The 25,476-nt window shown below is 65.9% G+C and carries 22 protein-coding genes; 8 read left to right on the top strand and 14 right to left on the bottom strand.

Annotated features, from left to right (window positions below; genetic code table 11):
- Window positions 1-148 precede the first annotated feature (148 nt).
- On the top strand, window positions 149-4,189 hold the full coding sequence (purL, locus tag AC3XQU_RS21720) for a phosphoribosylformylglycinamidine synthase (protein ID WP_489876239.1): 4,041 nt from the start codon (window positions 149-151) through the stop codon (window positions 4,187-4,189).
- Between the two features lie 179 nt (window positions 4,190-4,368).
- Here purL and AC3XQU_RS21715 read toward each other — a convergent pair whose 3' ends face one another.
- A complete protein-coding gene (locus tag AC3XQU_RS21715) occupies window positions 4,369-4,701 on the bottom strand; it encodes a hypothetical protein (RefSeq protein ID WP_489876238.1) in 333 nt (110 codons plus the stop codon).
- Window positions 4,702-4,944: 243 nt separating this feature from the next.
- Between AC3XQU_RS21715 and AC3XQU_RS21710 the strand changes: the two genes are divergently transcribed.
- Window positions 4,945-5,523: a hypothetical protein gene (locus tag AC3XQU_RS21710; RefSeq protein ID WP_489876237.1), complete on the top strand. Its 579-nt coding sequence runs from the start codon at window positions 4,945-4,947 to the stop codon at window positions 5,521-5,523.
- Window positions 5,524-5,601: 78 nt separating this feature from the next.
- Here the strand turns inward: AC3XQU_RS21710 and AC3XQU_RS21705 are convergent, their stop codons facing one another.
- From AC3XQU_RS21705 to AC3XQU_RS21680, 6 genes are all read right to left on the bottom strand, one after another.
- Window positions 5,602-6,378, bottom strand: a complete 777-nt coding sequence (locus AC3XQU_RS21705) for a peptidylprolyl isomerase (RefSeq protein WP_489876236.1) — start codon at window positions 6,376-6,378, stop codon at window positions 5,602-5,604.
- An 82-nt stretch (window positions 6,379-6,460) separates the two neighbouring features.
- A complete protein-coding gene (locus tag AC3XQU_RS21700; protein WP_489876235.1) occupies window positions 6,461-7,240 on the bottom strand; it encodes a peptidylprolyl isomerase in 780 nt (259 codons plus the stop codon).
- 148 nt (window positions 7,241-7,388) lie between these two features.
- Window positions 7,389-7,670: a BolA family protein gene (locus AC3XQU_RS21695; RefSeq protein WP_489876234.1), complete on the bottom strand. Its 282-nt coding sequence runs from the start codon at window positions 7,668-7,670 to the stop codon at window positions 7,389-7,391.
- Entirely contained in the window at window positions 7,667-8,296 is a 630-nt protein-coding gene (locus AC3XQU_RS21690) for a septation protein A (protein ID WP_489876251.1), read from the bottom strand. The genes AC3XQU_RS21695 and AC3XQU_RS21690 overlap by 4 nt, the downstream gene beginning before the upstream one ends.
- Window positions 8,297-8,310: 14 nt before the next feature.
- Window positions 8,311-8,706, bottom strand: coding sequence for a peptide-methionine (R)-S-oxide reductase MsrB (gene msrB, locus AC3XQU_RS21685; protein WP_489876233.1), 396 nt, complete (start codon window positions 8,704-8,706; stop codon window positions 8,311-8,313).
- A gap of 26 nt (window positions 8,707-8,732) precedes the next feature.
- Window positions 8,733-10,280, bottom strand: a complete 1,548-nt coding sequence (locus AC3XQU_RS21680; RefSeq protein ID WP_489876232.1) for a protein adenylyltransferase SelO — start codon at window positions 10,278-10,280, stop codon at window positions 8,733-8,735.
- A 158-nt stretch (window positions 10,281-10,438) separates the two neighbouring features.
- Between AC3XQU_RS21680 and AC3XQU_RS21675 the strand changes: the two genes are divergently transcribed.
- Complete coding sequence (locus AC3XQU_RS21675; RefSeq protein ID WP_489876231.1) at window positions 10,439-12,091, top strand: 3-(methylthio)propionyl-CoA ligase; 1,653 nt, start codon at window positions 10,439-10,441, stop codon at window positions 12,089-12,091.
- A gap of 17 nt (window positions 12,092-12,108) precedes the next feature.
- Window positions 12,109-13,428 (top strand): amidohydrolase, encoded by a 1,320-nt coding sequence (locus AC3XQU_RS21670; protein ID WP_489876230.1) that lies wholly within the window; start codon window positions 12,109-12,111, stop codon window positions 13,426-13,428.
- Window positions 13,429-13,434: 6 nt separating this feature from the next.
- Here AC3XQU_RS21670 and AC3XQU_RS21665 read toward each other — a convergent pair whose 3' ends face one another.
- From AC3XQU_RS21665 to AC3XQU_RS21655, 3 genes are all read right to left on the bottom strand, one after another.
- Window positions 13,435-15,270, bottom strand: coding sequence for a putative bifunctional diguanylate cyclase/phosphodiesterase (locus AC3XQU_RS21665; RefSeq protein WP_489876229.1), 1,836 nt, complete (start codon window positions 15,268-15,270; stop codon window positions 13,435-13,437).
- A gap of 5 nt (window positions 15,271-15,275) precedes the next feature.
- The gene (locus AC3XQU_RS21660; protein WP_489876228.1) at window positions 15,276-15,872 is read right to left on the bottom strand and encodes an MEDS domain-containing protein; all 597 of its coding nucleotides are present in this window, start codon (window positions 15,870-15,872) and stop codon (window positions 15,276-15,278) included.
- 129 nt (window positions 15,873-16,001) lie between these two features.
- On the bottom strand, window positions 16,002-16,739 hold the full coding sequence (locus AC3XQU_RS21655; RefSeq protein ID WP_489876227.1) for a hypothetical protein: 738 nt from the start codon (window positions 16,737-16,739) through the stop codon (window positions 16,002-16,004).
- Window positions 16,740-16,872: 133 nt separating this feature from the next.
- Between AC3XQU_RS21655 and AC3XQU_RS21650 the strand changes: the two genes are divergently transcribed.
- Window positions 16,873-18,960 carry a 3-hydroxyacyl-CoA dehydrogenase NAD-binding domain-containing protein gene (locus AC3XQU_RS21650; protein ID WP_489876226.1) on the top strand — a complete coding sequence of 696 codons (2,088 nt, stop codon included), beginning with the start codon at window positions 16,873-16,875 and terminating at the stop codon, window positions 18,958-18,960.
- A 296-nt stretch (window positions 18,961-19,256) separates the two neighbouring features.
- On the opposite strand, the gene AC3XQU_RS21645 is transcribed toward AC3XQU_RS21650, so the two are convergent.
- Window positions 19,257-20,957, bottom strand: a complete 1,701-nt coding sequence (locus tag AC3XQU_RS21645) for an MFS transporter (RefSeq protein ID WP_489876225.1) — start codon at window positions 20,955-20,957, stop codon at window positions 19,257-19,259.
- A 299-nt stretch (window positions 20,958-21,256) separates the two neighbouring features.
- On the opposite strand from AC3XQU_RS21645, the gene AC3XQU_RS21640 reads away from it, so the two are divergent.
- From AC3XQU_RS21640 to AC3XQU_RS21630, 3 genes are all read left to right on the top strand, one after another.
- On the top strand, window positions 21,257-21,559 hold the full coding sequence (locus AC3XQU_RS21640) for a Dabb family protein (RefSeq protein WP_489876224.1): 303 nt from the start codon (window positions 21,257-21,259) through the stop codon (window positions 21,557-21,559).
- A 65-nt stretch (window positions 21,560-21,624) separates the two neighbouring features.
- The gene (locus AC3XQU_RS21635; protein WP_489876223.1) at window positions 21,625-22,407 is read left to right on the top strand and encodes an SDR family oxidoreductase; all 783 of its coding nucleotides are present in this window, start codon (window positions 21,625-21,627) and stop codon (window positions 22,405-22,407) included.
- Window positions 22,408-22,436: 29 nt separating this feature from the next.
- Window positions 22,437-23,345: an SDR family oxidoreductase gene (locus AC3XQU_RS21630; protein WP_489876222.1), complete on the top strand. Its 909-nt coding sequence runs from the start codon at window positions 22,437-22,439 to the stop codon at window positions 23,343-23,345.
- On the opposite strand, the gene AC3XQU_RS21625 is transcribed toward AC3XQU_RS21630, so the two are convergent.
- The 3 genes from AC3XQU_RS21625 to ygfZ are packed head-to-tail and all read right to left on the bottom strand — an operon-like array spanning window position 23,329 to window position 25,441.
- Complete coding sequence (locus AC3XQU_RS21625; protein WP_489876221.1) at window positions 23,329-24,102, bottom strand: NRDE family protein; 774 nt, start codon at window positions 24,100-24,102, stop codon at window positions 23,329-23,331. The genes AC3XQU_RS21630 and AC3XQU_RS21625 overlap by 17 nt on opposite strands.
- Complete coding sequence (locus AC3XQU_RS21620; protein WP_489876220.1) at window positions 24,093-24,380, bottom strand: DUF4936 family protein; 288 nt, start codon at window positions 24,378-24,380, stop codon at window positions 24,093-24,095. Before AC3XQU_RS21620 ends, AC3XQU_RS21625 begins: the two co-directional genes overlap by 10 nt.
- 2 nt (window positions 24,381-24,382) lie before the next feature.
- Window positions 24,383-25,441, bottom strand: coding sequence for a CAF17-like 4Fe-4S cluster assembly/insertion protein YgfZ (gene ygfZ / locus AC3XQU_RS21615; protein WP_489876219.1), 1,059 nt, complete (start codon window positions 25,439-25,441; stop codon window positions 24,383-24,385).
- Between the last annotated feature and the right edge of the window lie 35 nt (window positions 25,442-25,476).

Below are 25,476 nucleotides of genomic sequence, written 5' to 3'. Positions count from 1 at the left end.
TACAATACCGATAAGTTCCAGAAGGATCAAGAAATGTCCGTACTACAAGGCCACGGCTGCCTGGAATGCAACGCTGCAATGCAACACTGTATAATGGCGGGCTATCTTCCACCCAAGCAGCGACGCTGCATCAACCGACTTCTCAGCCATGTTGATTCTGCCGGGTTCCAATGCCCTGTCCGCCTTCCGTAGCCAACGCCTCCTGTCGCAACTCCAAGCCGTCGCCCCATCGATTGCCGCAGTCCAGGCCCGCTTCTTCCACTTCATCGACGCCAGCGCACCGCTGACCACCGCCGATACCGAGCGCCTCACCGCCATGCTCACCTACGGCGAAACGGCGGCCCAGACCCTGTACGAAGGCGTGACCGAGGAATTCTTCGTGATCCCGCGCCTGGGCACGATCTCGCCGTGGGCCTCGAAGGCCACCGACATCGCCCACAACTGCGGCATGGCGCACGTGCACCGCATCGAGCGCGGCGTCGGCTATACCGTTGTGCTCAAGGGCGGCCTGCTCGGCACCGGTATCGGCGCGCCGAAGAAGCTTGCCGACGACCAGCTCGCGGCCGTAGCTAGCCTGCTGCACGACCGCATGACCGAGACCGTGCTGCGCTCCGCAAGCGAAGCTTCGCGCCTGTTCGACGAGCTGGAAGGCAAGCCGCTTGAAACCGTGGACGTGCTGGGGCAGGGCGTCGAGGCGCTGCTGAGGGCGAACACCGAGCTGGGCCTGGCGATGTCGATGGACGAGATCGACTACCTGAACGAAGCCTTCACCAAGGCGGCGCGCAACCCGACCGACGTCGAGCTGATGATGTTCGCGCAGGCCAACAGCGAACATTGCCGCCACAAGATCTTCAACGCCGACTGGATCATCGACGGCGTCAGGCAGGACCGCTCGCTGTTCGGCATGATCAAGAACACACACCAGCTGAACCCGCGCGGCACCGTGGTCGCCTACAGCGACAATTCCTCGATCATCGAGGGCGCCAGCGTGACGCGCTTCTTCCCCCGCGGCGCCGGGCACGAATATGCACCCGCAACGGACCTGACCCACATCCTGATGAAGGTCGAGACCCATAACCACCCAACCGCGATTTCGCCGTTCCCGGGCGCCTCCACCGGCGCCGGCGGCGAGATCCGCGACGAAGGCGCAACCGGCCGCGGCGCCAAGCCCAAGGCCGGCCTGACCGGCTTCACGGTCTCGAACCTCTACCTGCCCGGCGCCCAGCGCCCATGGGAAAACGGCTCGGACGTAACGGGCGGGCAAGCCGGCCGCGCCGACAGCGTCTACGGCAAGCCGGAACGCATCGCCTCGGCGCTGCAGATCATGACGGAGGGCCCGCTCGGCGGCGCCGCCTTCAGCAACGAATTCGGCCGCCCCGTGCTGGGCGGCTACTTCCGCACCTACGAGCAGAATGTCGGCGCGGCCGGCGGCCAGGGCACCGTCTACGGCTACCACAAGCCGATCATGATCGCCGGCGGCATCGGCAGCATCTCGGCCAGCCACACCCACAAGGACGAGATCCCGGTCGGCAGCCTGCTGGTGCAGCTGGGCGGCCCGGGCATGCGCATCGGCATGGGCGGCTCGGCCGCCTCGTCGATGGCTACCGGCACCAATACCGCCGACCTCGATTTCGATTCGGTCCAGCGCGGCAACCCGGAGATGGAGCGCCGGGCCCAGGAAGTCATCAACGGCTGCTGGCAGATGGGCGAGGACAACCCGATCATCTCGATCCACGACGTCGGCGCCGGCGGCCTGTCGAACGCCTTCCCGGAAATCGTCAACGACGCCAAGCGCGGCGCGCTGTTCGACCTGCGCAAGGTGCCGCTCGAAGAGAGCGGCATGGCTCCGAAGGAAATCTGGTCGAACGAATCGCAGGAGCGCTACGTGCTGGCGATCGCGCCGATGGACCTCGATAAGTTTGCCTCGCTGTGCGAGCGCGAGCGCTGCCCGTATGCGGTGGTCGGGACCGCCACCGAGGAACGCCAGCTGCGCGTGATCGACCAGGAGTCGAGCGGCGTCTCGCCGGTCGACATGCCGATGAACGTCTTGCTGGGCAAGCCACCGAAGATGCTGCGTGAGGTCGAGCACGTGACCTACAGCTTCCCGGCCGTGGACCTGACCGGCATCGACCTGGAAGAAGCCGCGCGCCGCGTGCTGCTGCTGCCGACAGTGGGCGATAAATCCTTCCTGATCACGATCGGCGACCGCACGGTCGGCGGCCTGACCGTGCGCGACCAGATGGTCGGCCCGTGGCAGGTGCCGGTGGCCGACTGCGCCGTCACCGCGATGTCCTTCGAGGGCTACGTGGGCGAAGCGATGGCGATGGGCGAGCGCACCCCGCTGGCCGTGATCGACGCCGCGGCATCGGGCCGCATGGCCGTGGGCGAGGCGATCACCAACATCGCCGCCGCCGCGATCGACGACATCTCCGACATCAAGCTTTCGGCCAACTGGATGGCGGCCTGCGGCCAGCCGGGCCAGGACGCCGCGCTGTTCGACACCGTGAAAGCCGTGGGAATGGAACTGTGCCCGGCGCTGGGCGTGTCCATCCCGGTGGGCAAGGATTCGCTGTCGATGCGCACCACCTGGAACGACGACGGCGCGAACAAGGCCGTGGTGTCGCCGGTGTCGCTGATCGTCTCGTCCTTCGCCCCCGTGGCGGATGTACGCCGTTCCTTGACCCCGCAACTGCGCACCGATCTTGGCGAGACCGCGCTGATCCTGGTGGATCTCGGCCGCGGCAAGAACCGCATGGGTGCCTCCGCACTGGCGCAGGTCACGCAGCAGCTGGGCGACAGCGTCCCGGACATCGACGCGCCGCAGGACCTGAAAGCCTTCTTCGTGGCGATCCAGCAGCTCAACCGCGACGGCAAGCTGCTGGCCTACCACGACCGCTCGGACGGCGGCCTGTACGCCACGCTGGCCGAGATGGCCTTTGCCGGCCGCGCCGGCGTGTCCGTCAACCTCGACATCCTGGCCATGGAAGACGGCCATGGCGCCGACTGGGGCGATGCCAAGAACTGGGCCGGGCAGGTGGCCGAGCGCCGCAACGAGCTGACCCTGCGGGCACTGTTCAACGAGGAGCTGGGCGCAGTGGTCCAGGTGCGTAGCGAGGACAAGCAGGCCGTGATGGCGGTGCTGCGCGAGCAGGGCCTGGGCGCCTGCAGCCACATCATCGGTAAACTCAACGACCGCGGCGTGGTGGAATTCACGCGCGACGCCAAGGTGATCTACCACCAGAAGCGCGCCGACCTGCACCGCCTGTGGAGCGAGACCAGCTGGCGCATCGCACGCCTGCGCGACAACCCGGACTGCGCCGACCAGGAATTCGAGCGCCTGCTCGACGACAGCGATCCTGGCATGACGCCCAAGCTCATATTCGACATTCAGGAAAACGTGGCCGCGCCCTTCATCGCGACGGGCGTGCGCCCGCGCGTGGCGATCCTGCGCGAGCAGGGCGTCAACTCGCATATCGAAACCGCCTGGGCGATGCACCAGGCAGGCTTTGCCGCGATCGACGTGCACATGAGCGACCTGATCGCCGGCCGCGCGAAGCTGGAGGACTTCCAGGGCGTGATCGCCGTGGGCGGCTTCTCGTATGGCGACGTGCTGGGCGCGGGCGAAGGCTGGGCCAAGACCATCCTGTTCAACCCGCAGCTTGCGGACGCCTTTGCCGGCTTCTTCGCGCGCCAGGATACCTTTGGCCTGGGCGTGTGCAACGGTTGCCAGATGCTGAGCAACCTGAAGTCGATCATCCCGGGCGCGCACGCCTGGCCGAAGTTCACCCGCAACAAGTCGGAGCAGTTCGAAGCGCGCTTTGGCATGGTCGAGGTGCTGGACTCGCCGTCGATCTTCTTCCAGGGCATGGCAGGCACCCAGGCGCCGATCGCGATCGCGCACGGCGAAGGCTTTGCCGACTTCTCGCTGACGGGCGACGTCAACGCGGCGATCAAGTCGCTGCGCTATGTCGACAACCGCGGGCAGGCGACCGAAACCTATCCGTTCAACCCGAACGGCTCGCCCGGCGGCCTGACTGCCGTCACGACCGAGGATGGCCGCTTCACCGCGATGATGCCGCACGCCGAGCGCGTGCTGCGCACCGTCGTGCATTCGTGGGCGCCGGAGGGCTGGCCGGACGAATCGCCCTGGATGCGCATGTTCCGCAATGCGCGCAAGTGGGTGGGCTAAGCAAGTAGAAAAGCGCCTCTCTTGAGGCGCTTTTTTTTATGATCCGTTGAAGCCGTACGGTGGGCAAGTCCCTTGCCCACGCGTTCACGTCACGTGTGAAATGTCTGCACGTGTTTTGTTCCACTGGGCGAACGCGTGGGCAGAATCCGCCCACCCTACGATACGCGGCGGAGCGACGGTCAGCTTCCCCAGATCGGCTCATCCTTCGAGCCATTCCCCTTGGGAGTACCCGGCGCGGCGCCGGCACCGGCACCCGCATTGTCCAGCCCACCGGCAGCGCCGGTGTCGTCCTGTCCGCTCCCTCCGCCGCCGGTCTCCGGTTTCCCGGCACTACCGCGGCTGGTCTGTGGCGCCCCCGCCGGCCCGACGTTGCCTTCGGCTGGCGCCTTCGGGAAATTGGTATGCCGGATATCCCCACCGCCCGCGCCAGGCGGAGGCGACAGCGCATCCGCACGGCTGCGTTCGTCGTCGCGCGTGCCGCCCGACTGATCAACGTTCTCGTTAGCCATCATTCGCTCCTGCATCAGTGACAGTGGAACCTATCCTAAGCTTTCCCGGCAGAGCCGCCATAGGCGCACTGGTCCCGCTCACGTAGGACGGCACGCACGCAGGCCCGGCCGCTGCATGAAAATCGGCAATTTGTGGTTAAAAATCAAGCGCTTGCGCAGATGCGCAGCCACAAACCGGGCGCTTCGGCACCGTGCATCATGGAGAGATGGCGGCTTGGGCCGCCTACCATTTCCGAGGAGATAGCCATGAGTGTCAGCATGCGGTTCACGCGGTTTGCCCTACGAACATTCGTCGCAGCCGGACTGTTGCTCGGCATCGGCGCGAGCCCGACGGCCGCGCTGGCGGCGGGGCCGGCCTCCGTCCAGCTCAAGGACGACGCCGGATGCGACGGCCAGCTGGTGGCGACGCGTGAAACAGCCGATGCCGCGCTGGCCGATTGCGGCTGCCCGCCGAAAGGCTGCGTGCGCACGCAGGGCTACTGGGGCAACAAACCGGGCGTGGTCTGGCAGGCGCCGTATGAGCGCAACGCACCCTTCTTCCAGAGCGGCTTGAGCTGGCAGGAAGTGCTCGACAGCCCGACCCGGGGCGACGCCTATTTCATCCTGGCCCACCAGTACATCGCCGCGGTGCTCAACGGCGCGGCAGGCGCCTCGGCGCCGAACAGCCTGCGCGCAGTGCTGCTGGGCGCCGGCAACTGGCTGCGCACCGCCACGCCGGGAACCTGCGTGCGTGGCGCCTGCCAGCTGCAGCGCTCCTGGGCGAACGTGCTCGACCAGTATAACAACGGCAACTACCCGGGCGGGCCGGATCACTGCGACGACTGAGGGCAGGGCGGCCGCAGGGGGCTCGCCCATGAAAAAAGCGCTCCCTCGGGAGCGCCTTCTCGTCGGGCCGGACCAGGATTACTGGATCTTGGCCTTCTTCACCAGGCTTTCGCGGTACTGGGCCAGCTGACGCTGTTGCAGTTGTTCCGCGACCTGCTGCTTGACTTCGTCCAGTGCCGGCACCTTGGCGGCGCGGACGTCTTCCAGCTTGATCACGTGGAAGCCGTACTGGGTCTTGACCGGGGCTTCGGTGATAGCGCCTTTTTGCAGGGCGACCATGGCTTTCGAGAACTCAGGCACGTAGTTGGCCGGGCTTGCCCAGTCCAGGTCGCCGCCGTTGGCTGCCGAACCGTCTTTCGACTGCTTGGCCAGCTCTTCGAACTTGGCGCCGCCCTTGAGCTTGGTGATGATGGCCTTGGCTTCGTCTTCGGTGGTCACCAGAATGTGGCGTGCGCGGTATTCCTTGTCGCCGACCTGGGACTTGTACTTGTCGTACTCGGCCTTGATCTCGGCATCCTTGATCGGGTTCTTCTTGACGTAGTCGGCGAGCATCGCGTTGATGATGATGCTCTGGCGTGCGTTGTCGATCGCTGCCTTGACATCGGCACGGCCGCCGACGCCTTGCTTGTCGGCTTCCTGGATCAGGACTTCGCGGCCGATCAGATCCTTCTTGATCGCATCGCGCAGCTGCGGCGAATCGGTGGCGCGACCCTGGGCGACGACTTGCTTGACCATCTGGTCAACCTTGGCCGCCGGGATGGCTTTGCCATTGACGGTTGCAACGTTTTGCGCGAACGCAGGCGCGGCAACCAGTGCGATCATGGCTAACAACAGGCGGGCTGGCTTCAAAATCATTGTTGAGGTCCTATCTAAACACGAAAAAGTTCGCCGCAGGCGGCAAAAAAACCGGCGAGTGGCTCACCGGCGGTAACACATATTACTGCACCTTTGCCTTTTTGACCATTTGCTCTTTGTACGCTTCGAGCTTCTTCTGGGCCAGGGCGTCGGCGATCTGCGGCTTGACTTCTTCCAGGGTCGGCAGCTTCGCGGCGCGGGTGTCGTCGAGCTTGATGACGTGGAAGCCATTGGCGGTCTTGACCGGGTTCTCGTTCACGGCGCCTTTTTGCAGGCCGGTGAAGCCAGCGGCGAATTCAGGCGGGAAGGAAGCAGGGGCTGCCCAGTCCAGGTCGCCGCCGTTGTTGGCGGTGCCGGTGTCCTTCGACTGCTTGGCCAGCTCTTCGAACTTGGCGCCGCCCTTGATCTTCGCGATCACGGCCTTGGCTTCGGCTTCGGTCTCGAGCAGGATGTGGCGGACGTGGTATTCCTTGTCGCCGGTCTGCTTGGTGAAGCGGTCGTATTCGGCCTTGATCTCGGCATCGGTCACCGGGTTCTTGCCGATGTAGTCGCGGGCCAGCTGGTTGACGACGATGGCCTGGCGCGCGTTGTCCAGCGCGGCTTTCACTTCCGGCTGCTTGTCGTAGCCCTGCTTGATGGCTTCCTGCATCAGCACTTCGCGTGCGATCAGGTCGCGCTTGATCACTTCGCGCAGCTGCGGCGAATCCTGGCCCTGGCCGGCGGCGACTACCTGCTTGACCACGGCGTCGACGCGCGACGACGGGATCGGCTTGCCGTTGACCACGGCGAGGTTCTGCGCGAAGGCAGGGGCTGCGACAACGGCGATCAGGGCTAACAGCAGGCGTGCTGGCTTCAAAGTCATTTCTGGAATTCCTGTGGGGAGAGTTGCTTGGACGAGATTGCTCAGTTCTTTTACTTCGTGTTGTGGACGTCTTCTACTTCGCCTTACGCGAAAGATTGTCGGCGAGTTTCCTTAAAGCTGACTGAAGGCAACCGCGAACGGCGCGCCCTCAGGCAGCTTCAGCGGGGGTGATGGCCGTGATGGCCAGCGCATGGATCTCCGCCTTGTTAATCATTTCGTGAACGGCATCATACACAAGACGATGGCGCATGACCAGCGGCAGGCCGGTGAACTGCTCGGAGGCGATTTTCACACTGTAATGGCTGCCGCCCGAGGCCGCGCCGGCATGGCCGGCGTGCAGGTGGGAGTCGTCGGTGATCTCGAGCAGGGTCGGGGCCAGTTCGGCCTGCAGGCGCTCGCGCAGGCGTTCGGTACGGGTTTGATCAGTCATGCATCCTCCTGAATATGTTTAGACAGCATTAACGATTGAATGACGATGAAGGCGAACAGGATGCCGGTGATGCCGAACAGCTTGAAGCTGACCCAGGCGCCGGTGTCGCTACGGAAGACAACGAAGGCCATCAGGAGGTTCAGCAGGCCCAGCACCGTGAAGAAGGCCACCCAGGCGTAGAGCACGCGGTTCCAGACGGCGTCCGGCAGGTTCATGGCGCCCCCGAGCGCCGAGCGCATCAGGTTCTTGCGGTAGACCAGGTGGGTAAACAGCAGGGCCGCGCCGAAGGCCCAGTACAGGATGGTCGGCTTCCACTTGATGAAGGTGTCATCGTGGAAGTAGATGGTGGCCCCACCGGCGATCACCACCACGCCCAGCGACAGCCACAGCATGCCGTCGACCTTGCGCCGGCGCGCCAGCAGATAGACGATCTGCAGCACGGTCGCCAGGATGGTGACGAAGGTCGCCAGCAGGATCGGCGACTGCGAGGCCGGCACCGCGCCGCCCGAAATCAGGAAGCCGAGGTAGTCGGTGACCAGGCCGTGGGCCCAGTCCTGGTTGCTTTCGCCATACTTGTAGATCCCGAAGAACAGGATCACCGGGAGCATGTCGAACAAGAACTTGATCATGTAGTGCTTCCTCAGGCAGGTTCGAAGCGCAGCGACGCGGAATTGATGCAATAGCGCAGGCCGGTCGGCGGCGGGCCGTCCGGGAAGACGTGGCCGAGGTGGGCGTCGCAGACGGCGCAGATGATCTCGGTGCGCACCATGCCGTGGGTGCGGTCGGTCTTCTCGATCACATTGGCCGGGTCGAGCGCGCGGAAATAGCTCGGCCAGCCGCAGCCGGAATCGAACTTGGCGTCGGACTCGAACAGCGGCGTATTGCAGCACACGCAGGTGTAGATGCCGTGCTCGTGGTGGTCCCAGAACTTGCCGGTGAAGGCGCGCTCGGTGCCGGCGTGGCGGGTCACCTGGTATTCCATCGGATCGAGCTGGGCGCGCCACTCGGCGTCGGTCTTGGTCAGTTTGTCGGTCATGTCGGTCTCGCGGTTCCTTGCAAATGTCAGGATGAGCAGCTTACTTCAAGATGGGCGGCCCAGCTCGGGGGCAGGGCCGCATAGGCTTCGTTCTCGGGCTGCTCGTCGAAGGGGCGCTCCAGAACTGTCAGGAGCTTGTGCACGCCGCTGTAGTCGCCGTGTTGCGCCTGCTCGATCGCCGTCTGCGCCAGGTAATTGCGCAGCACGTATTTCGGATTGGCGCGCTGCATGGCGGCGCGGCGCCGCTCGTCGCTGCTGTTTTCCTGGCGCAGGCGGGTGCGGTATTGCAGCGCCCAGGCGTCGAAGGCCTCGCGGTCGAGGAACAGGTCGCGCAGGGGCGCGTCCTGCGCCAGGCCGCCGTCCTGCTGCAAGTCGCCCAGGCGGCGGAAGAACAGCGTGAAGTCGGCGTGGTTGGCCTGCAGCAGCTTGAACATGGCGTCGAATAGGGCTTCGTCGCCCTCGCGCACGTCAAACAGGCCGAGCTTGGCGTGCAGCAATTCGTCGAGCCTGGCGCCAAAGGCCGGGCGATAGGCGTCCAGCGCTTCCTCCGCTTCGTCGGGCGTGCCGATCAGGGGGAGCAGGGCGTTGCCCAGCGCATAGCAGTTCCAGTGGCCGACCGGCACCTGGTTGGCGTACGAATAGCGCCCGCCCTGGTCGGTATGGTTGCAGATATGGTTGGCGTCGAAAGCGTCCATGAAGCCGAAGGGACCGTAGTCCAGCGTCAGGCCCAGGATCGACATGTTGTCGGTATTCATCACGCCATGCATGAAGCCGACCGACTGCCACTGCGCGATGGTGCGCGCGGTGCGGCGCGTGACCTCCGCCAGCAATTCCTTGTACGGGTTGGCGGCGCCTGCAAATTCCGGATACCAGTGCTGGATCACGTAGTCGGCCAGGATGCGCAGCTCGTCCTGCCTGCCGCGGTGGTACCAGTGCTCGAAGGAGCCGAAACGCACGAAGGTGGGCGCCATGCGCGTCACCACCGCGGCGGTCTCGACCGTTTCGCGCATGATGGGCTGGTGCGAGCCCGTCACCATCAGGGCGCGCGTGGTCGGGATGCCGAGCGCGGCCATGGCTTCCGAGCACAGGAATTCGCGCAGCGAGGAGCGCAGCACCGCGCGCCCGTCGCCCATGCGCGAATAGGGTGTCAGGCCCGCACCCTTGAGCTGGATTTCCATCTGGCCGGTGTCGGCGGGCAGGTCGCCCAGGGTAATGGCGCGGCCGTCGCCCAGCTGCCCGGCCCAGACGCCGAACTGGTGGCCGGAATAGACGGCCGACAGCGGCTGCGAGCGCACCGCCACCTTGTTGCCGGTGAAGACCTCGACGAAGTCGGGACGCTCGAGATCCTGCGGGTCGAGCCCGACCAGCCTGGCGGCGGGCGTGCTGGCCGCGATGAAGGTCGGCGCCGGCAGGGGCGTGGGCATCAGCCGGGTATAGAACGCCGGCGGCAACTCGGCAAACGAGTTGTTGAAGGGGAGTTCGTCAGCAGTGATGGCAGTTCCAGTATGAATATGCAAGCGGTGGCGAAGTAGACGCAATCTTGGCAGGATTCTACCGTACCGGGGCGTTTCCATTGGCGCACGGCTGCCGCCCGCCCCGGAAATCGCTCCCGTCGGGCACCCTGCATGGCTTGCTGCGGCGCGTCATCGAATTGCGTTGACGCAGCTCCGGGGGCCGGATGACACTCGGCATCGATTTGCCAATGTTGCCAATCCAGCCCCGGGAAAACCGCATGACAGACTATCCAGCAAGCCCCCTGATGGGCCAGATGATGGACCAGCCGCTGCTGGTCTCGAGCATCATCGCATTCGCCGCCCGCCACTACGGCAGCAGCGAGATCGTTTCGCGTCGCGTGGAAGGCGACCTGCATCGCTATACCTACCGCGACTGCGAGGCGCGCGCCCGCCGCATGGCGCAAGCCCTGCAGGGCCTGGGCGTGGCCATGGGCGACCGGGTCGCCACCCTGGCCTGGAACGGCTACCGCCACATGGAGCTGTACTACGCCGTGTCCGGCTCGGGCGCCGTGCTGCACACGATCAATCCGCGCCTGCACCCGGAGCAGATCGCCTACATCGTCAACCACGCCGAAAGCCAGTACCTGTTCTTCGACCTGACCTTCCTGCCGGCGATCGAGCAAATGGCGCGCCACTGCAAGACCATCAAGGGCTATGTCGCGATGTGCGAGCGGGCGAACATGCCGCAGGAGACGGCCATCCCGACCCTGCTGTGCTACGAGGACCTGGTCGCCACCTCCTCGGGCGACTACGCCTGGCCGCAGTTCGACGAGCGTTCGGCGGCCAGCCTGTGCTACACCTCCGGCACCACAGGCAACCCGAAGGGCGCGCTGTATTCGCACCGCTCCACCGTGCTGCATGCCTACGCGTCCGCCATGCCCAATGCGCTGAACGTTTCCAGCGCCGATACCGTCCTGCCGGTGGTGCCCATGTTCCACGTGAATGCCTGGGGCCTGCCGTATTCGGTGCCGCTGTCGGGCGCGAAGATGGTGTTCCCGGGACCCGCGCTCGACGGCAAGTCGCTCTACGAGCTGTTCGAGTCCGAAGGCGTCACCTTCTCGGCCGGCGTGCCCACCGTCTGGCTGGGCCTGGTCAATCACGTGCTCCAGAACGGCTTGCGCTTCTCGACCTTCCGCCGCACCGTGATCGGCGGCTCGGCCTGCCCGCCGGCGATGATGGACACCCTGATCGACGGGCTCGGCGTGGAAGTGGTGCATGCCTGGGGCATGACGGAAATGTCGCCGCTGGGCACGGCCTGCACCTTGAGCAGCCGTCACAAGACCCTGCCGCCGGACGCCCAGCGCGCCGTGCTGCGCAAGCAGGGCCACGCGATCTATGGCGTGGACATGAAGATCGTCGACGACGAGGGAAGCGAGCTGGCCTGGGACGGCGCAACCTATGGCCACCTGCTGGTAAAGGGGCCGTGGGTGGTGTCGGGCTACTTCCGCGGCGAAGGTGGGGACGTGCTGCAGGACGGCTGGTTCCCGACCGGCGACGTGGCCACCATCGACCCAGACGGCTACCTGCAGATCACGGACCGCAGCAAGGACGTGATCAAGTCCGGGGGAGAATGGATCGGCACCATCGACCTGGAAAACATCGCCATGGCCCATCCGGCCGTGCTGCAGGCGGCCTGCATCGGCGTGGCGCACCCGAAATGGGCCGAGGGCCCGCTGCTGGTGGTGGTCAAGCGTCCGGCAATGGACGTTACGCGCGAAGAATTGCTGGCTTTCTACGATGGAAAAGTGGCAAAGTGGTGGATTCCGGACGACGTGGTGTTTGCCGAGGCCTTGCCGATGGGCGGCACCGGCAAGATCCAGAAGAACAAGCTGCGCGACGTCTACCACGAACACCGCTTGCCAAGCGCTTGAGCCTTCCCTTGCACACCATGAAAAAATTGCTTCCGCTGCTGCTCGCAGCCCTGTTCGCACCCGGCGCACTCCACGCGAATGAACTGTCCAGGGCCGTCGCCAGGGACTATGACGCCCATCTGGCGCCGCTGCTGGATTACTTCCACCGCAATCCCGAGCTCTCCTTCCTGGAAGTGAACACCGCGGCGCGCATGGCAAAAGAGCTGCGCGCGGCAGGCTTCACGGTGACCGAGGGCGTGGGCGGCACCGGCGTGGTGGGCATCCTGAAGAACGGGCCCGGACCGCTGGTGATGATGCGCGCCGACATGGACGGCTTGCCGATGCAGGAAAAATCCGGCCTGCCGAATGCCTCGACCCGCACCCAGAAGGACATGGAAGGCAACCTGACGCCGGTGGCGCACGCCTGCGGCCACGACATCCACATGACCAGCCTGGTCGGCACGGCGCGCCGCATGGCGGCCGAGCGCGCCAGCTGGTCGGGCACCCTGATGCTGGTCGGCCAGCCGGCCGAGGAGCGCATCGGCGGGGCGCTGGCGATGATGAAGGATGGGCTGTACAAGCGCTTCGGCCAGCCCGATTTCGCGCTGGGCTTCCACGTCAAGGCCGACATGGCCACCGGCAAGGTGCACGCATCCGAGGTGTCGCCTTATTCGGGCGCCGACACGGTCGAGATCCTGGTCAAGGGCGTGGGCGCGCACGGCGCGCAGCCGCACCGCGGCAAGGACCCGATCGTGCTGGGCGCGATGATCGTCGTCGGCCTGCAGACCATTGTCAGCCGCGAGCTCGGCCCGCGCGAACCGGGCCTGATCACGGTCGGCTCCTTCCACGGCGGCAGCAAGGCCAACATCATCGGCGACAACGCCAGGCTGCAACTGACGGTGCGCTACGAGAACCCGAAGACGCGCGACCTCTTGATCAACGGCATCAGGCGCATGGCCGAGCACACGGCGCGCGCGGCCGGCATGGCGGAGAACGAATTGCCCGAGGTGAAGCTGGTGGACACGCCGGCGCCGCCGGTGCTCAACAACGTCGAGCTGGTGCGCCGCCTGAAAGCGGCCTGGACCGGCAAGCTGGGCGCGAGCGCATTCGGCGAAGAAGAATTTCGCGAAGGCATGGGCTCGGAAGATTTCCCGCAATTCGTGACCGACCCCTATATCCCGAGCGTGTACTTCACGGTGGGCGGCACCGCGCCCGAGACGATCGCCGCCGCCAGGGCCGGCAAGCTGCGCCTGCCGAGCCATCACAGCCCGCTGTTCAAGGTCGAGCACGGGCCGGCGGTGCGCATGGGGGTGGAAGCGACCGTGGTGGCATTGCAGGACCTGATGCCGCGCCGCTGACCCGGCTCAGTGCGGCGCCACGTCCCAGTGCGCCGGGCGCGGCTGGCGGTACAGGTCAACGAGCTGCTCGGGGGGCAAGGGCCGGGCCAGCAGGAAGCCCTGGATTTCGTCGCAGCCATGCGCTTCCAGGAACCGCGCCTGGCCCTGGGTCTCCACACCCTCGGCATTGACCCGCATGCCGAGCGTGCGCGCGAAGGAAATCACGGCCAGGGCCACGGCGGCGGCGCTCGGTGCGGTTTCGACCTCATGCACGAAGGAGCGGTCGATCTTGAGCTTATCGAAGGGGAAGTTGCGCAGCGCGCTCAGGCTCGAATAGCCGGTGCCGAAATCGTCGATCGAAATCGTCACCCCCAGGCCCTTGAGTTCGTTCAGCAGCTGCGCGGCGTGGTCCAGGTCGTGCATGATCGAGCTTTCGGTGATCTCCAGCTCCAGGCAGCTGGGCGGCAAGGCGGTATCGCGCAGCACCGCCTTGACTGTCCCGACAATGTGGTCGTCTCGGAACTGCCGCGCAGCCAGGTTGACCGCCACCGACTTCGTGCGCAGGCCCTGGTCGTGCCACAGCCGGGACTGCAGGCAGGCTTGCGCCAGCACCTGCTCGCCCAGGGCCACGATCAGCGCGGAATCCTCGGCCAGCGGGATGAAGCGGTCCGGCGGCAGCAGGCCGCGGGTCGGGTGCGCCCAGCGCACCAGCGCTTCGGCGCCGCGCCAGGCCTGGGCAACCAGGTCGAACTTGGGCTGGTAATGCACCACCAGCTGGCCGGCGGGAATCGCGCGCCGTAGCTCCGATTCGAGCGTCATGCGCTCGCCCACGGCCGCGTCGCGCGTGGCGGCGTAGAACTGGATGCTGTCCTTGCCCGCGCGCTTGGCGCGGTGCATCGCCGAATTCGCGCGCCGCACCAGTATCTCGGGATCGTCGCCGTCCAGCGGATAGGCGCAGGCGCCGATGCTGCAGGTCACCACCACGTCCTTGCCGTCGAGGCGCACCGGCTCGCGCACCGCCGCCTGCATCGCGCTCAGGCGCGCGCTGCTGCGCTCGATGGCGTCGAGGCCGCCGAACACGATCACGAACTCGTCCGAGCCGATGCGCGCCACCGTGTCGCTGTCGCGCACCAGCGCGCCCAGCCGGCGCGCGGTCTCGCGCAGGAATTCGTCCCCGCAGGCATTGCCCAGTCCCGTATTCATGAAGGTAAAGCTGTCCAGGTCGAGGTAGACCACGACCACCATGCGCCCGCTGCGGTGGGCGTGCCCGAGCGCGGCGCGCAGGTGGTCGATCAGGAGGGCGCGGTTGGCCAGGCCCGTAAGGGGATCGTGGGTGGCCCGGAATTCGAGCTCGCGCGTGCGTTCGGCCACCCGCAGCTCGAGGTTGTCCCGGGCCTCGCGCAATTCCTCGTTGAGCTCGGCCAGCCGCGCCTGGTAGTTGCGCGAGGCGATGATGCGGCCGACCGTGTTGGCGATATTGCTCAGGAAGGGCAGGTAGGGCCGTAGCGCGTCCTCGTCGTCGATCTCGATGACCAGCCAGCCGAAGCGCTGGTCCGGCGTTTCGATGACAAAGCAGTGGGCATGCGTGTCGAGGCGGCGCAGGGCGTTGCGCGCCGGGGCCGCATGCAGTTCGCGCTTGCAGCGCTCCAGGCGCGCGGCCATGCGCACGTTCGGCGCGCTCGTGTGGTTTTCCAGGTGCAGGTAGACGTCGGCCACGCCCGGCAGGGCGCCGAGCGAGCGGCGCACGAATTCGGCAATGCGCGCCGCGTCGGGAATGGCGTCGATGGTCTGCTGGATCACGAGCAGGCGCCCGAGCACCTCCGCTCTCGGTTGGCCGGGCTCGGCGGAAGTCGCGTGGGCCATGGCCTTCAGCCGGCTTGCTGGTAGAAGGGATTGCGCAGGACGTGGCCGCTGACGATCATGACCGGGTGCACGTTCATGACGTCGAAGATCATGGCGCCGTCGAATTTGCGCATGTCGTACTGGCACATCACCGTGATCGGGGCTTCCTTGACCAGCTCGTTGATCCGGGACTCGCATTCCAGGATGCGGTCGGCGCCGGGAATGCCGCGCAGCGCCCAGTCCATTTCGCCGGTGATGCGGGCGCCGGCCAGGCCTGCCGCCAGGCAGCGCTGGTAGGTTTCGCGCAGGCGCGCGAGCATCGCATCGGGATCGAAGCGCCCGTCGGGATAGTAGCCCTGCTGCGAGGTGGCCATCTGCACCTGGCCGGGCAGGTCCTGCACTGCCGCGGCCAGCTCGAGCCTGGCCATCACCTGCGGCAAATCGGCCTGGCTCGGCACATCGGCCAGGTAGTCGAAGGACTCGTGTTCGAGCAGGGCGTGGCGTGCGAACAGCGGCAGGATGCGCCGCCGCTCGTCCTCGTCGTTGTAGAGGTAGCAGATATGCGTTCCCTCGGGATAGTGCTCGTCGGTAAACCCGAGGCAGATATGGCGTCGACCTTCCATTGCACCCTCCTGGTGCGTGTTCTGAAAGGCGGCGGCGCAGGCCGTCGTCCCGGCAAGCATACACCCGCTGGTATCGAGGGGATAGCGATTTGCGAGCGCCGTGCGGTGGCGCACCGCGCCGCCATCGTGCTAGCGGCTGGCTGGATGCAGGTGACGGAAGGTCGGTTCGATGCCCATCGCATGCAGGTGGCGCACGATGTCTTCCAGCGTGGCGTCCTTGAGCAGCAGGCCATCCGGGTTACTGCGCTCGGGGTCCGGCGCCGGCGCCGGCGCCGGCGCGTCGCCCTGTTTCATCGAGACCAGGGCGTCGAAGAACTGGGCCTTGCCGATGCTGTCGAGTCCCTCCAGGAAGGCGACCTGGGCCAGCACCGGCGGCGCCATTTCCAGCCCGGCGTCCTCGGCGAACGAGGCGCCCATGCCGGGGTGGATGAAGGCTGCCCATTTGCCGGTCGCCGCGTTCAGGCAGGGCGGCAGTGCCGCCTCGACCGCCACCTGCAGGTCGCGCTCGGGGAAATGGGCGTCGCGCAGAATGGCCACGAAGCGGCGCGCGTCGCCCAGCGGCACCGGATCGAACAGCGACAGCCACAGCTGGTAGCCGCTGGCGCCGTTGATGCTCACGGCCGGCGGCGGGAAGCCATAGGCTTCCTGCAGCCGGTTGGCGACTTCGCACAGGTTCAGCCAGTGCTGCTCGGGGTTGCCGCCCCTGAGCCTGGGAAAGTCGATGACGATGGCGCGGGTCAGGTCGTCGCTCGATGCCAGCGTAATACTGAGGGCCTGGGTGCCATGGAAATGCTGGGCCAGCGCCTCGTTCGACGCCAGTTCGGGCATCAGGTACAGGCGGTGCAGTTGCGCGATCAGTTTTTCCATGGCGTCATTCCGGTTGCGTCGTGAGGCGCTATTCTTGCATACCGTCGATGCTGCCGAAAATAATACGAACGTTCTTTTAGTTGAGGTATAGTTAAACGATCGCCAGTCACACCAACAAGGAGATGGAAGAGACATGAGTGCCGACTATACCGTCCAGGGCAGCGTTGCCGTTATCAGTCTGAACAATCCACCGGTCAACGGGCTTGGCCTGGCCACGCGCCAGGCTGCCGTCGAGGCCATGCAACGCGCGCAGAACGATCCCGCGGTCAAGGCGATCGTGCTGACCGGCGCCGGCAAGGCCTTTTCGGGCGGCGCCGACATCCGCGAATTCAATTCGCCCAAGGCGCTCACCGAGCCGACCCTGCACACGCTGATCCGCGCGGTCGAGGACAGCAGCAAGCCGGTGGTCGCGGCCATCCACAGCGTTGCCATGGGCGGCGGGCTGGAGCTGGCCCTGGGCTGCAACTACCGGGTCGCGCTGCCGGGCGCCCAGATCGCGCTGCCGGAAGTGAAGCTGGGCTTGCTGCCCGGCGCCGGCGGTACCCAGCGCATGCCGCGCGTCGTGGGGCTGGAAATGGCGCTGAACATGGTGGTCTCCGGCACGCCGCTCCTGTCGGAAAAGCTGGCCGGCACGGCACTGTTCGACCAGGTTTTCCCGGCCGGGACCGACCTGCTCGCCGCCGCGATCGAGTTCGCCAACGCGAAGGCCGATGTGCGGCCGCTGCCGAAGGTGCGCGACCGCCAGGTCGACTATCCGAACCACGAAGGCTTCATCGCCGCCTCGCGCGAGTCGGTCAAGGCCCTGGCCGGTCCCTTCCCGGCGCCGCTAGAATGCGTCGAGACGGTCGCCGCTTCGATCACCATGCCTTTCGAGGAGGGCCTGAAGTTCGAGCGCGAGCGTTTCCTGCACCTGATGGCCACGCCTGAATCGAAAGCCCAGCGCCACGCCTTCATGGCCGAGCGCGCCGCCAGCAAGGTGCCCGACGTACCGGGCGACACCCCGGTGCGGACCATTGCGCGCGCCGCCGTGATCGGTGCCGGCACCATGGGCGGCGGCATTGCGATGAATTTCGCGAACGCCGGCATTCCTGTGACTATCCTGGAAACCACGCAGGAAGCATTGGACAAGGGCCTGGGGACGATCCGCAAGAACTACGAGAACACCGTCAAGAAGGGCAAGCTGACGCCGGAAAAGGGCGAGCAGCGTATCAGCCTGATCAAGGGCACGCTGGACTATGCCGATATCGCCCAGGCCGATATCGTGATCGAGGCAGTGTTCGAGGACATGGGCGTGAAGCAAGCCGTGTTCACCCAGCTCGATGCGGTCATGAAGCCGGGCGCTATCCTGGCCTCGAACACCTCGACGCTCGACCTGGACCGCATCGCGGCCTTTACCGGGCGCCCGCAAGACGTGATCGGCCTGCATTTCTTCAGCCCCGCCAATGTCATGAAGCTGCTGGAAATCGTGCGCGGCAAGCAGACCGGCAAGGACGTGCTGGCCACGGCGCTCGCGCTGTCGAAAAAGATCAAGAAGACGGGCGTGGTCTCGGGCGTGTGCGAGGGCTTCATCGGCAACCGCATGCTGGAACAATACCTGCGCCAGGCGTACTTCCTGCTCGACGAAGGCGCGCTGCCGCAGCAGGTGGACGCCGCCATCGAGCGCTTCGGCTTTGCCATGGGGCCCTTCCGCATGAGCGACTTGGCGGGCAACGACGTCGGCTGGTATATCCGCAAGCGCCGCGCGGTGGAGTCGCCCGGGATCGCGTATTCGAAAACCGCCGACCTGCTGTGCGAACAAGGCCGCTTCGGCCAGAAGACCGGTGCCGGCTGGTACGACTACCAGGCGGGCGACCGCAAGGCTACCCCGTCGAACCTGGTCAACGACATGATCGTGCAGCATTCGAAGGACCTGGGCCTGGAACGCCGTGCGATCGGCGACGACGAGATCGTCGAGCGCCTGGTGTACGCCCTGGTGAACGAAGGCGCGAAGATCCTGGAAGAGGGCGTTGCCCTGCGCGCGTCGGACATCGACATGGTCTACCTTACCGGCTACGGCTTCCCGCTGCACCGCGGCGGCCCGATGTTCTATGCCGACACCGTCGGCTTGTCCAAGGTGCTCGATGCGGTGCGCAAGTATGCGGGCGGGCGCCACGGCGACGCCTGGAAACCGGCGCCGCTACTGGAACAGCGCGCAGCCGAGGGCAAGGGCTTCAACGGCTGAATGTTCTGGTAGTACGCGCCTCAGCGCCGCCCTCGGGCGGCGTTTTCCGTTGCATCAGCCCGGGGTCAGGTCTGACATTCAGACACGGACTCATGCATCAGCCTGGGGTCAAGCCTGACATTCAGACACGGACTCAAGCGTGATAAGGATGGGCTCGTGTCCGAATGTCAGACCTGACCCCGAAGTAGGGGTGTTGTTTGCGGCGATGTGCAGGCGTACCGACAAAGAAAAAGGGAATGCGGCGATCTTGCCCGCATTCCCTTTTTTGCTACCGGCGCAAGCGCCGGCTGGCCGCCTTAGTCGGCCGCGTAGATGTCGTTGTTCTTGGTTTCCTTCACGAACAGTCCGCCGATGACCACCGTTGCCAGCGCGATGATGATCGGGTACCACAGGCCATAGTAGATGTCGCCCTTGAACGCCACCAGGGCGAAGGTCACGGTCGGCAGCATGCCGCCGAACCAGCCGTTACCGATGTGGTAGGGCAGGGACATCGAGGTGTAGCGGATGCGGGTCGGGAACATTTCGACCAGCATGGCCGCGATCGGGCCGTAGACCATGGTGACGTACAGCACCAGGATGAACAGCAGCAGCACCAGCATCGGCTTGTTGATGCCTGCCGGGTCGGCCTTTTCCGGATAGCCCGCCGTCTTGAGCGCGCCGGTCACGTCTTTCTTGAACGCGGCTTCCTTGGCCTTCGAGTCGGCGTCGAAGTTCAGGTTATCCGGCGTCATGACCGCGTTGAAGGATGGGAAGGTGGTGTCGCCGACCTTGATCGAGGCCACCGTGCCGGCTGGCGCTTCCTGCACGTTGTAGCTCACCGAGGCGGCGGTCAGCATGCGGGTGGCGATGTCGCAGGAGGACGGGAATTTCTTGGTGCCGGTCGGGTCGACCTGGAAGTGGCAGGTAGCCGGGTCGGCCACGACCACGACCGGAGCGGTCTGGATCGCGCGTTCCAGCGCCGGGTTGCCGTAGTGGGTGATGGCCTTGAAGATCGGGAAATAGGTCGCCGCGGCGATCAGGCAGCCGCCCAGGATGATCCACTTGCGGCCGATCTTGTCCGACAGCGAGCCGAAGAAGATGAAGAAGGGCGTGGCCAGGGCCAGCGCAATCGCGATCAGGATGTTCGCCAGCGGCTCATCCATCTTCAGGGTCTTGGTCAGGAAGAACAGGGCGTAGAACTGGCCGGTGTACCAGACCACTGCCTGGCCCATGGTCAGGCCGGCCAGCGCCAGGAAGGCGACCTTGGCGTTCTTCGGTTTCAGGAAGGCTTCCGACAGCGGGGCTTTCGAGGTCTTGCCTTCGGCTTTCATCTTGGCGAAGGCAGGCGACTCGGCCATCGACATCCGGATCCAGACCGACACGCCCAGCAGGACGACCGAGATCAGGAAGGGAATGCGCCAGCCCCAGGCTTGGAACTCGTCCTCGCCCATGGCGGTGCGGGTGCCCAGGATCACCATCAGCGACAGGAACAGGCCGATCGTCGCGGTGGTCTGGATGTAGGAAGTGAACAGCCCGCGCTTGCCTTCGGGAGCATGCTCGGCCACGTAGGTGGCGGCGCCGCCGTATTCGCCGCCCAGGGCCAGGCCCTGCAGGATGCGCAGCGTCACCAGGATGATCGGCGCGGCGATGCCGATGGTGGCGTAGCTGGGCAGCAGGCCGACCAGGAAGGTCGAGGCGCCCATGATCAGGATGGTCACCAGGAAGGTGTACTTGCGGCCGATCATGTCGCCCAGGCGGCCGAACACCAGCGCGCCGAAGGGACGCACGATGAAGCCGGCGGCGAAGGCCATCAGCGCGAAGATGAAGGTGGTGGTCGGGTCGCCGATGAAGAATTGCTTGGCGATGATGGTGGCAAGCGAGCCGTACAGGTAAAAGTCGTACCACTCGAAAACGGTGCCGAGTGAGGAAGCGAAAATGACTTTTTTCTCTTCCTTGGTCAGTCCGGTGGAGGAAGGTGCCGCTTTTCCTCCCGCGGTCATGCCGGGTGTGATTGCCATGGGTGTCTCCGTATAGGTTTTAATGTCGTCGGAAAGGCTGATGGTGTGTCAGCTTGAGCGGAGTGTGTGCCGCTATCCTTACACGGTGCTGTCTTCAAACTTACGCCAAGCTTACTGATGAGCTATAGGAAGGCATGGCGATGCGGCTTGCGCCTCTGGAGCAAAGCATGGTGCAATGCGCAATATTTTTTGATAATTTATTTGCGAACGACCGTACTTAAACATGCTATTCTCGTCTGGCCGGCAGCAGCGGGAATGAACAAAACCGGGGCCCGTGCGCCTCCTGGACAGGAGCAGGAATGATCAAGCATATCGTGATGTGGAAGCTGAAGGACCAGGCCGAAGGCCGTGACCGCGCCGCCAATGCGGTCGAGATGAAGCGCAGGCTCGACGAATGCGCGAACATCGTGCCGGGCATGCTCGCCTTCGAGGTGACGATCGCGCAGCCGGGGCTGGAAGCGACCTACGACATCGTGCTGTATTCGGAATTCGCCGACCGCGCGGCGCTCGAGGCCTATGCGAACCACCCGACCCACAAGGCGCTGGTGCCCTTCATCGGGGCCATCCGCGAAGGGCGGCAGTGCATGGATTACGAATTGTAGGACGGCGCGGGCGTCCACCCGAAGCCGGCAGCAGCGAACACTCGACAACAATACGGAGACAAGCAATGCGCACTACCCAGGAACTGTTCTCGTTGAAAGGCAAGACCGCCATCGTCACCGGCGGCTCGCGCGGCCTCGGCCTGCAGATGGCCGAAGCGCTGGGCGAGCAGGGCGCGCGCGTGCTGCTGTCCTCGCGCAAGCAGGAAGAACTGGACGAGGCCGTGGCCCATTTGCAGGCGCGCGGGATCGACGCCTGCAGTATCGCCGCGGACCTGTCCGACGAAGCCCAGGCCCATGCCTTTGCCGAGCAGGCCGTCGCCCGGCTCGGCCACGTCGACATCCTGGTCAACAATGCCGGGGCCAGCTGGGGCGCCCCGGCCGAGGACTATCCGCTGGAAGCCTGGGACAAGGTGATGAACCTGAACGTGCGCAGCATTTTCCTGGTGACCCAGGCGGTCGCCAAACTGTCCATGATCCCGCGCGGCTACGGGCGTATCATCAGTATCTCGTCGATCGCCGGCCTGGCCGGGAACCCGCCGGGCACCATGCAGACCATCGCCTACAACACCTCGAAGGGCGCGGTCGTGAACTTCACGCGCGCGCTGGCCGGCGAGTGGGGCCGCTACGGCATCACGGTCAATTCGATCGCGCCGGGCTTCTTCCCCTCTAAAATGACCAGGGGCGTGCTGGCGGCCTTCGGGGCCGAGAAGCTGGCCAAGGACGCGCCGCTGAACCGCCTGGGCGACGACGAGGACCTCAAGGGCGCGGTGGTGCTGTTCGCCTCGGACGCGGGCAAGCACATCACCGGCCAGACGCTGGCCGTGGACGGCGGCGTCTCGGCAGTCTGAACAAGAACGGGTAACACGGGGAGAATGGCATGAAGGATTTTCGCGGCAAGGTCGCCGTCATCACCGGCGCCGCAAGTGGCCTGGGGCGCGAGTTCGCCAACACGGCGGCAAGCCTGGGCATGAAACTGGTGCTGGCCGACGTCCAGGCCAAGGCGCTCGAGCACGCCACCGAGGAATTGCTGGCCCAGGGCGCCGAAGTGCTGTCCATGGTGTGCGACGTCAGCAAGGGCTCGCACGTGCAGGAACTGGCCGATTCGGCCATCGCCCGCTTCGGGGCGGCGCACCTGGTCTTCAATAACGCCGGCGTCGGGTCCGGCGGCCTGGTCTGGGAAAACTCGGTCGAGGACTGGGAATGGGTGCTGGGCGTGAACCTGTGGGGCGTGATCCATGGCGTGCGCGTGTTCACCCGGGTGATGCTCGAGTGCGCGCAGCGCGACGCCGACTACCAAGGGCATATCGTGAACACGGCCTCGATGGCGGGCCTGCTCGCGCCGCCGGCCATGGGCGTCTACAACGTGTCCAAGCACGCGGTGGTGGCGCTCTCGGAAACCCTGCACCACGATTTGCAACTGGTCGATGCGCCGATCAAGGCTTCGGTACTGTGCCCGTATTTCGTCCCGACCGGCATTGCCCATTCCGAGCGCAACCGCCCGCACGAACTGAGCAGCCACGAGCACCGCACCGCCAGCCAGGCGGCCGCGCAGATGCTCACCGAAAAAGCGGTCGAATCAGGCAAGGTGACGGCGCAGGACGTGGCGCGGATGACTTTTGACGCGATCCGCGAGGGCCGGTTCTACATCTACTCGCACCCGCAGGCCCTGCAGACGGCGGCCGAGCGCTTCGATGCGATCGTGCGCGGCGAGCAGCCGGCCGATCCCTATGCGGCGACGCCCCAGGTGCGGGACATGCTCAAGGCAGGCATCAAGGGACGGCGCTAGATAAGCCCAAGGCATCCGGCTGCACGACGCGCTCGTGCAGCTCCGCCTGCCCCTCGCGGTAGAGCTTGACCACGGTCGAGGTACGGGTGCCGTAGCCCGGTGATTCGATGCACACGGGCGAAAGCATGCGCTCGACCTCGATGGGCATGCCCGTTTCCGGCAGGCGCAGGTCGGGCGCGCGGGTGGTGTCGGCCAGCATCTCGAAATAGGCGTCTTCCGGCGCGCCCTGGCACAGCAGGCTGGCGAACTGCGCCTTGGTGCGCAGCACCTTGGGCCAGGGGGCATCGAGCAGACCGTTCGAGATGCCGTAGATGCGGCCCGGTTCCAGCGGCTTGCCGTTGCGCGGGTCTTCTCCGCCCCGGTTCGAATACCAGTACAGCGCGTCGCGGTCGCCCAGCACCAGGTTGTAGCCGTTGTACACGTCGCCGCGGGCGACGATCTGCTCCAGGTAGGCTTGGGCATCGAGCGAACCGGCCAGGAAATCCGCTACCAGGTCGCCGCGCGTCGGGGCGTTCTCGCGCCGTTCCAGCGGGCCGCGGATATTGGTCAGGGCGGCGAATTTCGGGCCGTTCGGCCCGGTCGTCGTGATCCCCATCCAGCTGCCGCCGCCCTGCAGGTCGCGTCCGGCGATCACCTGCGGGTGTTCCGGCCAGGGCGCGGCCGGGGTCGCGGGACGGTCGTAGAATTCGTCGCGGTTGGCCGCGGCAATGACAGGCACGCCCGGCATCACATGCCAGGCAAAAACGATCAGGCACATGGCGGCAGGTCCGTAAAGATTTCGGACCGGCGCGGGCCCTGGGTATAGGCGGCGAGGCCGGCTTCATCGGCGGCAGCCTGCACCACAGTGTCGAAGCCAGCGGGCGCGACGGGATAGACCTCCATCCAGGTCTGCACGCCGTCGCGCGCTTCCGGACGATGCTTGAGCTGGCTTGCCACGCCTTTGGCAGCGAGCCCGGCCTGCATGGCGCGCACGCGCGGCGCCAGCAGTGCGGCATCCTCGGTCCGCACCTTGTAATAAACGTACAGGTCGATCATCGCTAGATGTCGAGCGCGTCGAGGTGGTAGGGCATCTGTTCGAAACGCAGGGCCGCGCCCTCGGCGCCGCCCAGGCGCACGTCTTCGCCCAGCGCGCCCAGCTTCATCTCGACCAGCAGGTCGGCGCCGCCCAGGCCGTTGGCGGCCGCATTGACCACCATGCCGCAGGGCTGGCCCGGATCGACCGTCGAATAGACTTCGTCGCCGGCCCGCGCCGCAGCAGTCTCGACGGTCGCGAGCGCCGTGCGTCGCTTGAGCTTGCCCAGGTACTGGCTGCGTGCGACGATCTCCTGGCCCGGGTAGCAGCCTTTCTTGAAATTGACGCCGCCGAGCAGCTCGAGGTTGACCATTTGGGGGACGAACTGCTCCTGCGTCGCCGCGGTGATGCTTGGCACGCCGGCGTGGATGGCGGCCAGTTGCCAGGCCTGGTTGCCGCCCAGGGCGAGTTCGCCGGACAGCACCGGCAGGGCGGCGGCGGCCGCTTCTTCATTAGCCAGCCACAGCCAGCGCGGCGCGGCGAAGGCATTGGACAGGCGGATCACGGTGCCGAAGTCGCCGTCGACCTTGCCGCCGGCGACTTCGGGCAGGCTCGGGGCAAAGCGGCGCAGCAGGGCTTCGGCCCTGGCGCCGCCCAGCCCGAGGACGGCGGCAAACGGCGCTTCGCCGGTAGCGTCGCGCAGCTTGGCCTTGGCGCGCAGCACGAACATCGACAGGCGCTTTTGCAGCGGCGCCTGGATCGCGCGCGGCAGCTGCAGGTAGACGGCGTCGGCGTCGCGCCAGTACAGGAAAGTGGCCTGCAGGCGGCCCTTCGGTGTGCAATAGCCGGCCAGCCGGGCTTCGGACTGGCCGAGGTGCTCGACGTCGTTGGTCAGCTGGTTGTGCAGGAAACTGGCGGCCTCGAGGCCTTCGACGGCGATGATGCCGAGGTCGGTGACCGGGGCGACGAAGCCGTCGGTGAGCTCCGCCGCGGCCAGCGGTCTACCGAAGTCGTCAATACTCGAAGCATCGTCCACGTGAAAGCGGGCGCCGAGCGAGGCGAGTGTGTCTGTCCAGTTAGGCATAAATCCAGTTAGTATTAGCAATTAGGCTTTATCAT

The sequence above is a fragment of the Telluria sp. AZSoR62 genome (assembly GCF_058111565.1).
The sequence above is the reverse complement of the archived record's forward strand: the minus strand, read 5'-3'. Positions and strand labels throughout refer to the sequence as shown.

Coding starts and splice junctions, on each gene's coding strand:
- AC3XQU_RS21630 (WP_489876222.1), top strand. CDS start 22,437: ATGAAGGATTTTCGCGGCAAGGTCGCCGTCATCACCGGCGCCGCAAGT.
- AC3XQU_RS21695 (WP_489876234.1), bottom strand. CDS start 7,670: ATGACTGATCAAACCCGTACCGAACGCCTGCGCGAGCGCCTGCAGGCC.
- AC3XQU_RS21700 (WP_489876235.1), bottom strand. CDS start 7,240: ATGACTTTGAAGCCAGCACGCCTGCTGTTAGCCCTGATCGCCGTTGTC.
- msrB (WP_489876233.1), bottom strand. CDS start 8,706: ATGACCGACAAACTGACCAAGACCGACGCCGAGTGGCGCGCCCAGCTC.
- AC3XQU_RS21650 (WP_489876226.1), top strand. CDS start 16,873: ATGAGTGCCGACTATACCGTCCAGGGCAGCGTTGCCGTTATCAGTCTG.
- ygfZ (WP_489876219.1), bottom strand. CDS start 25,441: ATGCCTAACTGGACAGACACACTCGCCTCGCTCGGCGCCCGCTTTCAC.
- AC3XQU_RS21625 (WP_489876221.1), bottom strand. CDS start 24,102: ATGTGCCTGATCGTTTTTGCCTGGCATGTGATGCCGGGCGTGCCTGTC.
- AC3XQU_RS21640 (WP_489876224.1), top strand. CDS start 21,257: ATGATCAAGCATATCGTGATGTGGAAGCTGAAGGACCAGGCCGAAGGC.
- AC3XQU_RS21715 (WP_489876238.1), bottom strand. CDS start 4,701: ATGATGGCTAACGAGAACGTTGATCAGTCGGGCGGCACGCGCGACGAC.
- AC3XQU_RS21705 (WP_489876236.1), bottom strand. CDS start 6,378: ATGATTTTGAAGCCAGCCCGCCTGTTGTTAGCCATGATCGCACTGGTT.
- AC3XQU_RS21620 (WP_489876220.1), bottom strand. CDS start 24,380: ATGATCGACCTGTACGTTTATTACAAGGTGCGGACCGAGGATGCCGCA.
- AC3XQU_RS21675 (WP_489876231.1), top strand. CDS start 10,439: ATGACAGACTATCCAGCAAGCCCCCTGATGGGCCAGATGATGGACCAG.
- AC3XQU_RS21635 (WP_489876223.1), top strand. CDS start 21,625: ATGCGCACTACCCAGGAACTGTTCTCGTTGAAAGGCAAGACCGCCATC.
- AC3XQU_RS21680 (WP_489876232.1), bottom strand. CDS start 10,280: ATGGAAACGCCCCGGTACGGTAGAATCCTGCCAAGATTGCGTCTACTT.
- purL (WP_489876239.1), top strand. CDS start 149: ATGTTGATTCTGCCGGGTTCCAATGCCCTGTCCGCCTTCCGTAGCCAA.
- AC3XQU_RS21655 (WP_489876227.1), bottom strand. CDS start 16,739: ATGGAAAAACTGATCGCGCAACTGCACCGCCTGTACCTGATGCCCGAA.
- AC3XQU_RS21665 (WP_489876229.1), bottom strand. CDS start 15,270: ATGGCCCACGCGACTTCCGCCGAGCCCGGCCAACCGAGAGCGGAGGTG.
- AC3XQU_RS21710 (WP_489876237.1), top strand. CDS start 4,945: ATGAGTGTCAGCATGCGGTTCACGCGGTTTGCCCTACGAACATTCGTC.
- AC3XQU_RS21660 (WP_489876228.1), bottom strand. CDS start 15,872: ATGGAAGGTCGACGCCATATCTGCCTCGGGTTTACCGACGAGCACTAT.
- AC3XQU_RS21670 (WP_489876230.1), top strand. CDS start 12,109: ATGAAAAAATTGCTTCCGCTGCTGCTCGCAGCCCTGTTCGCACCCGGC.
- AC3XQU_RS21645 (WP_489876225.1), bottom strand. CDS start 20,957: ATGGCAATCACACCCGGCATGACCGCGGGAGGAAAAGCGGCACCTTCC.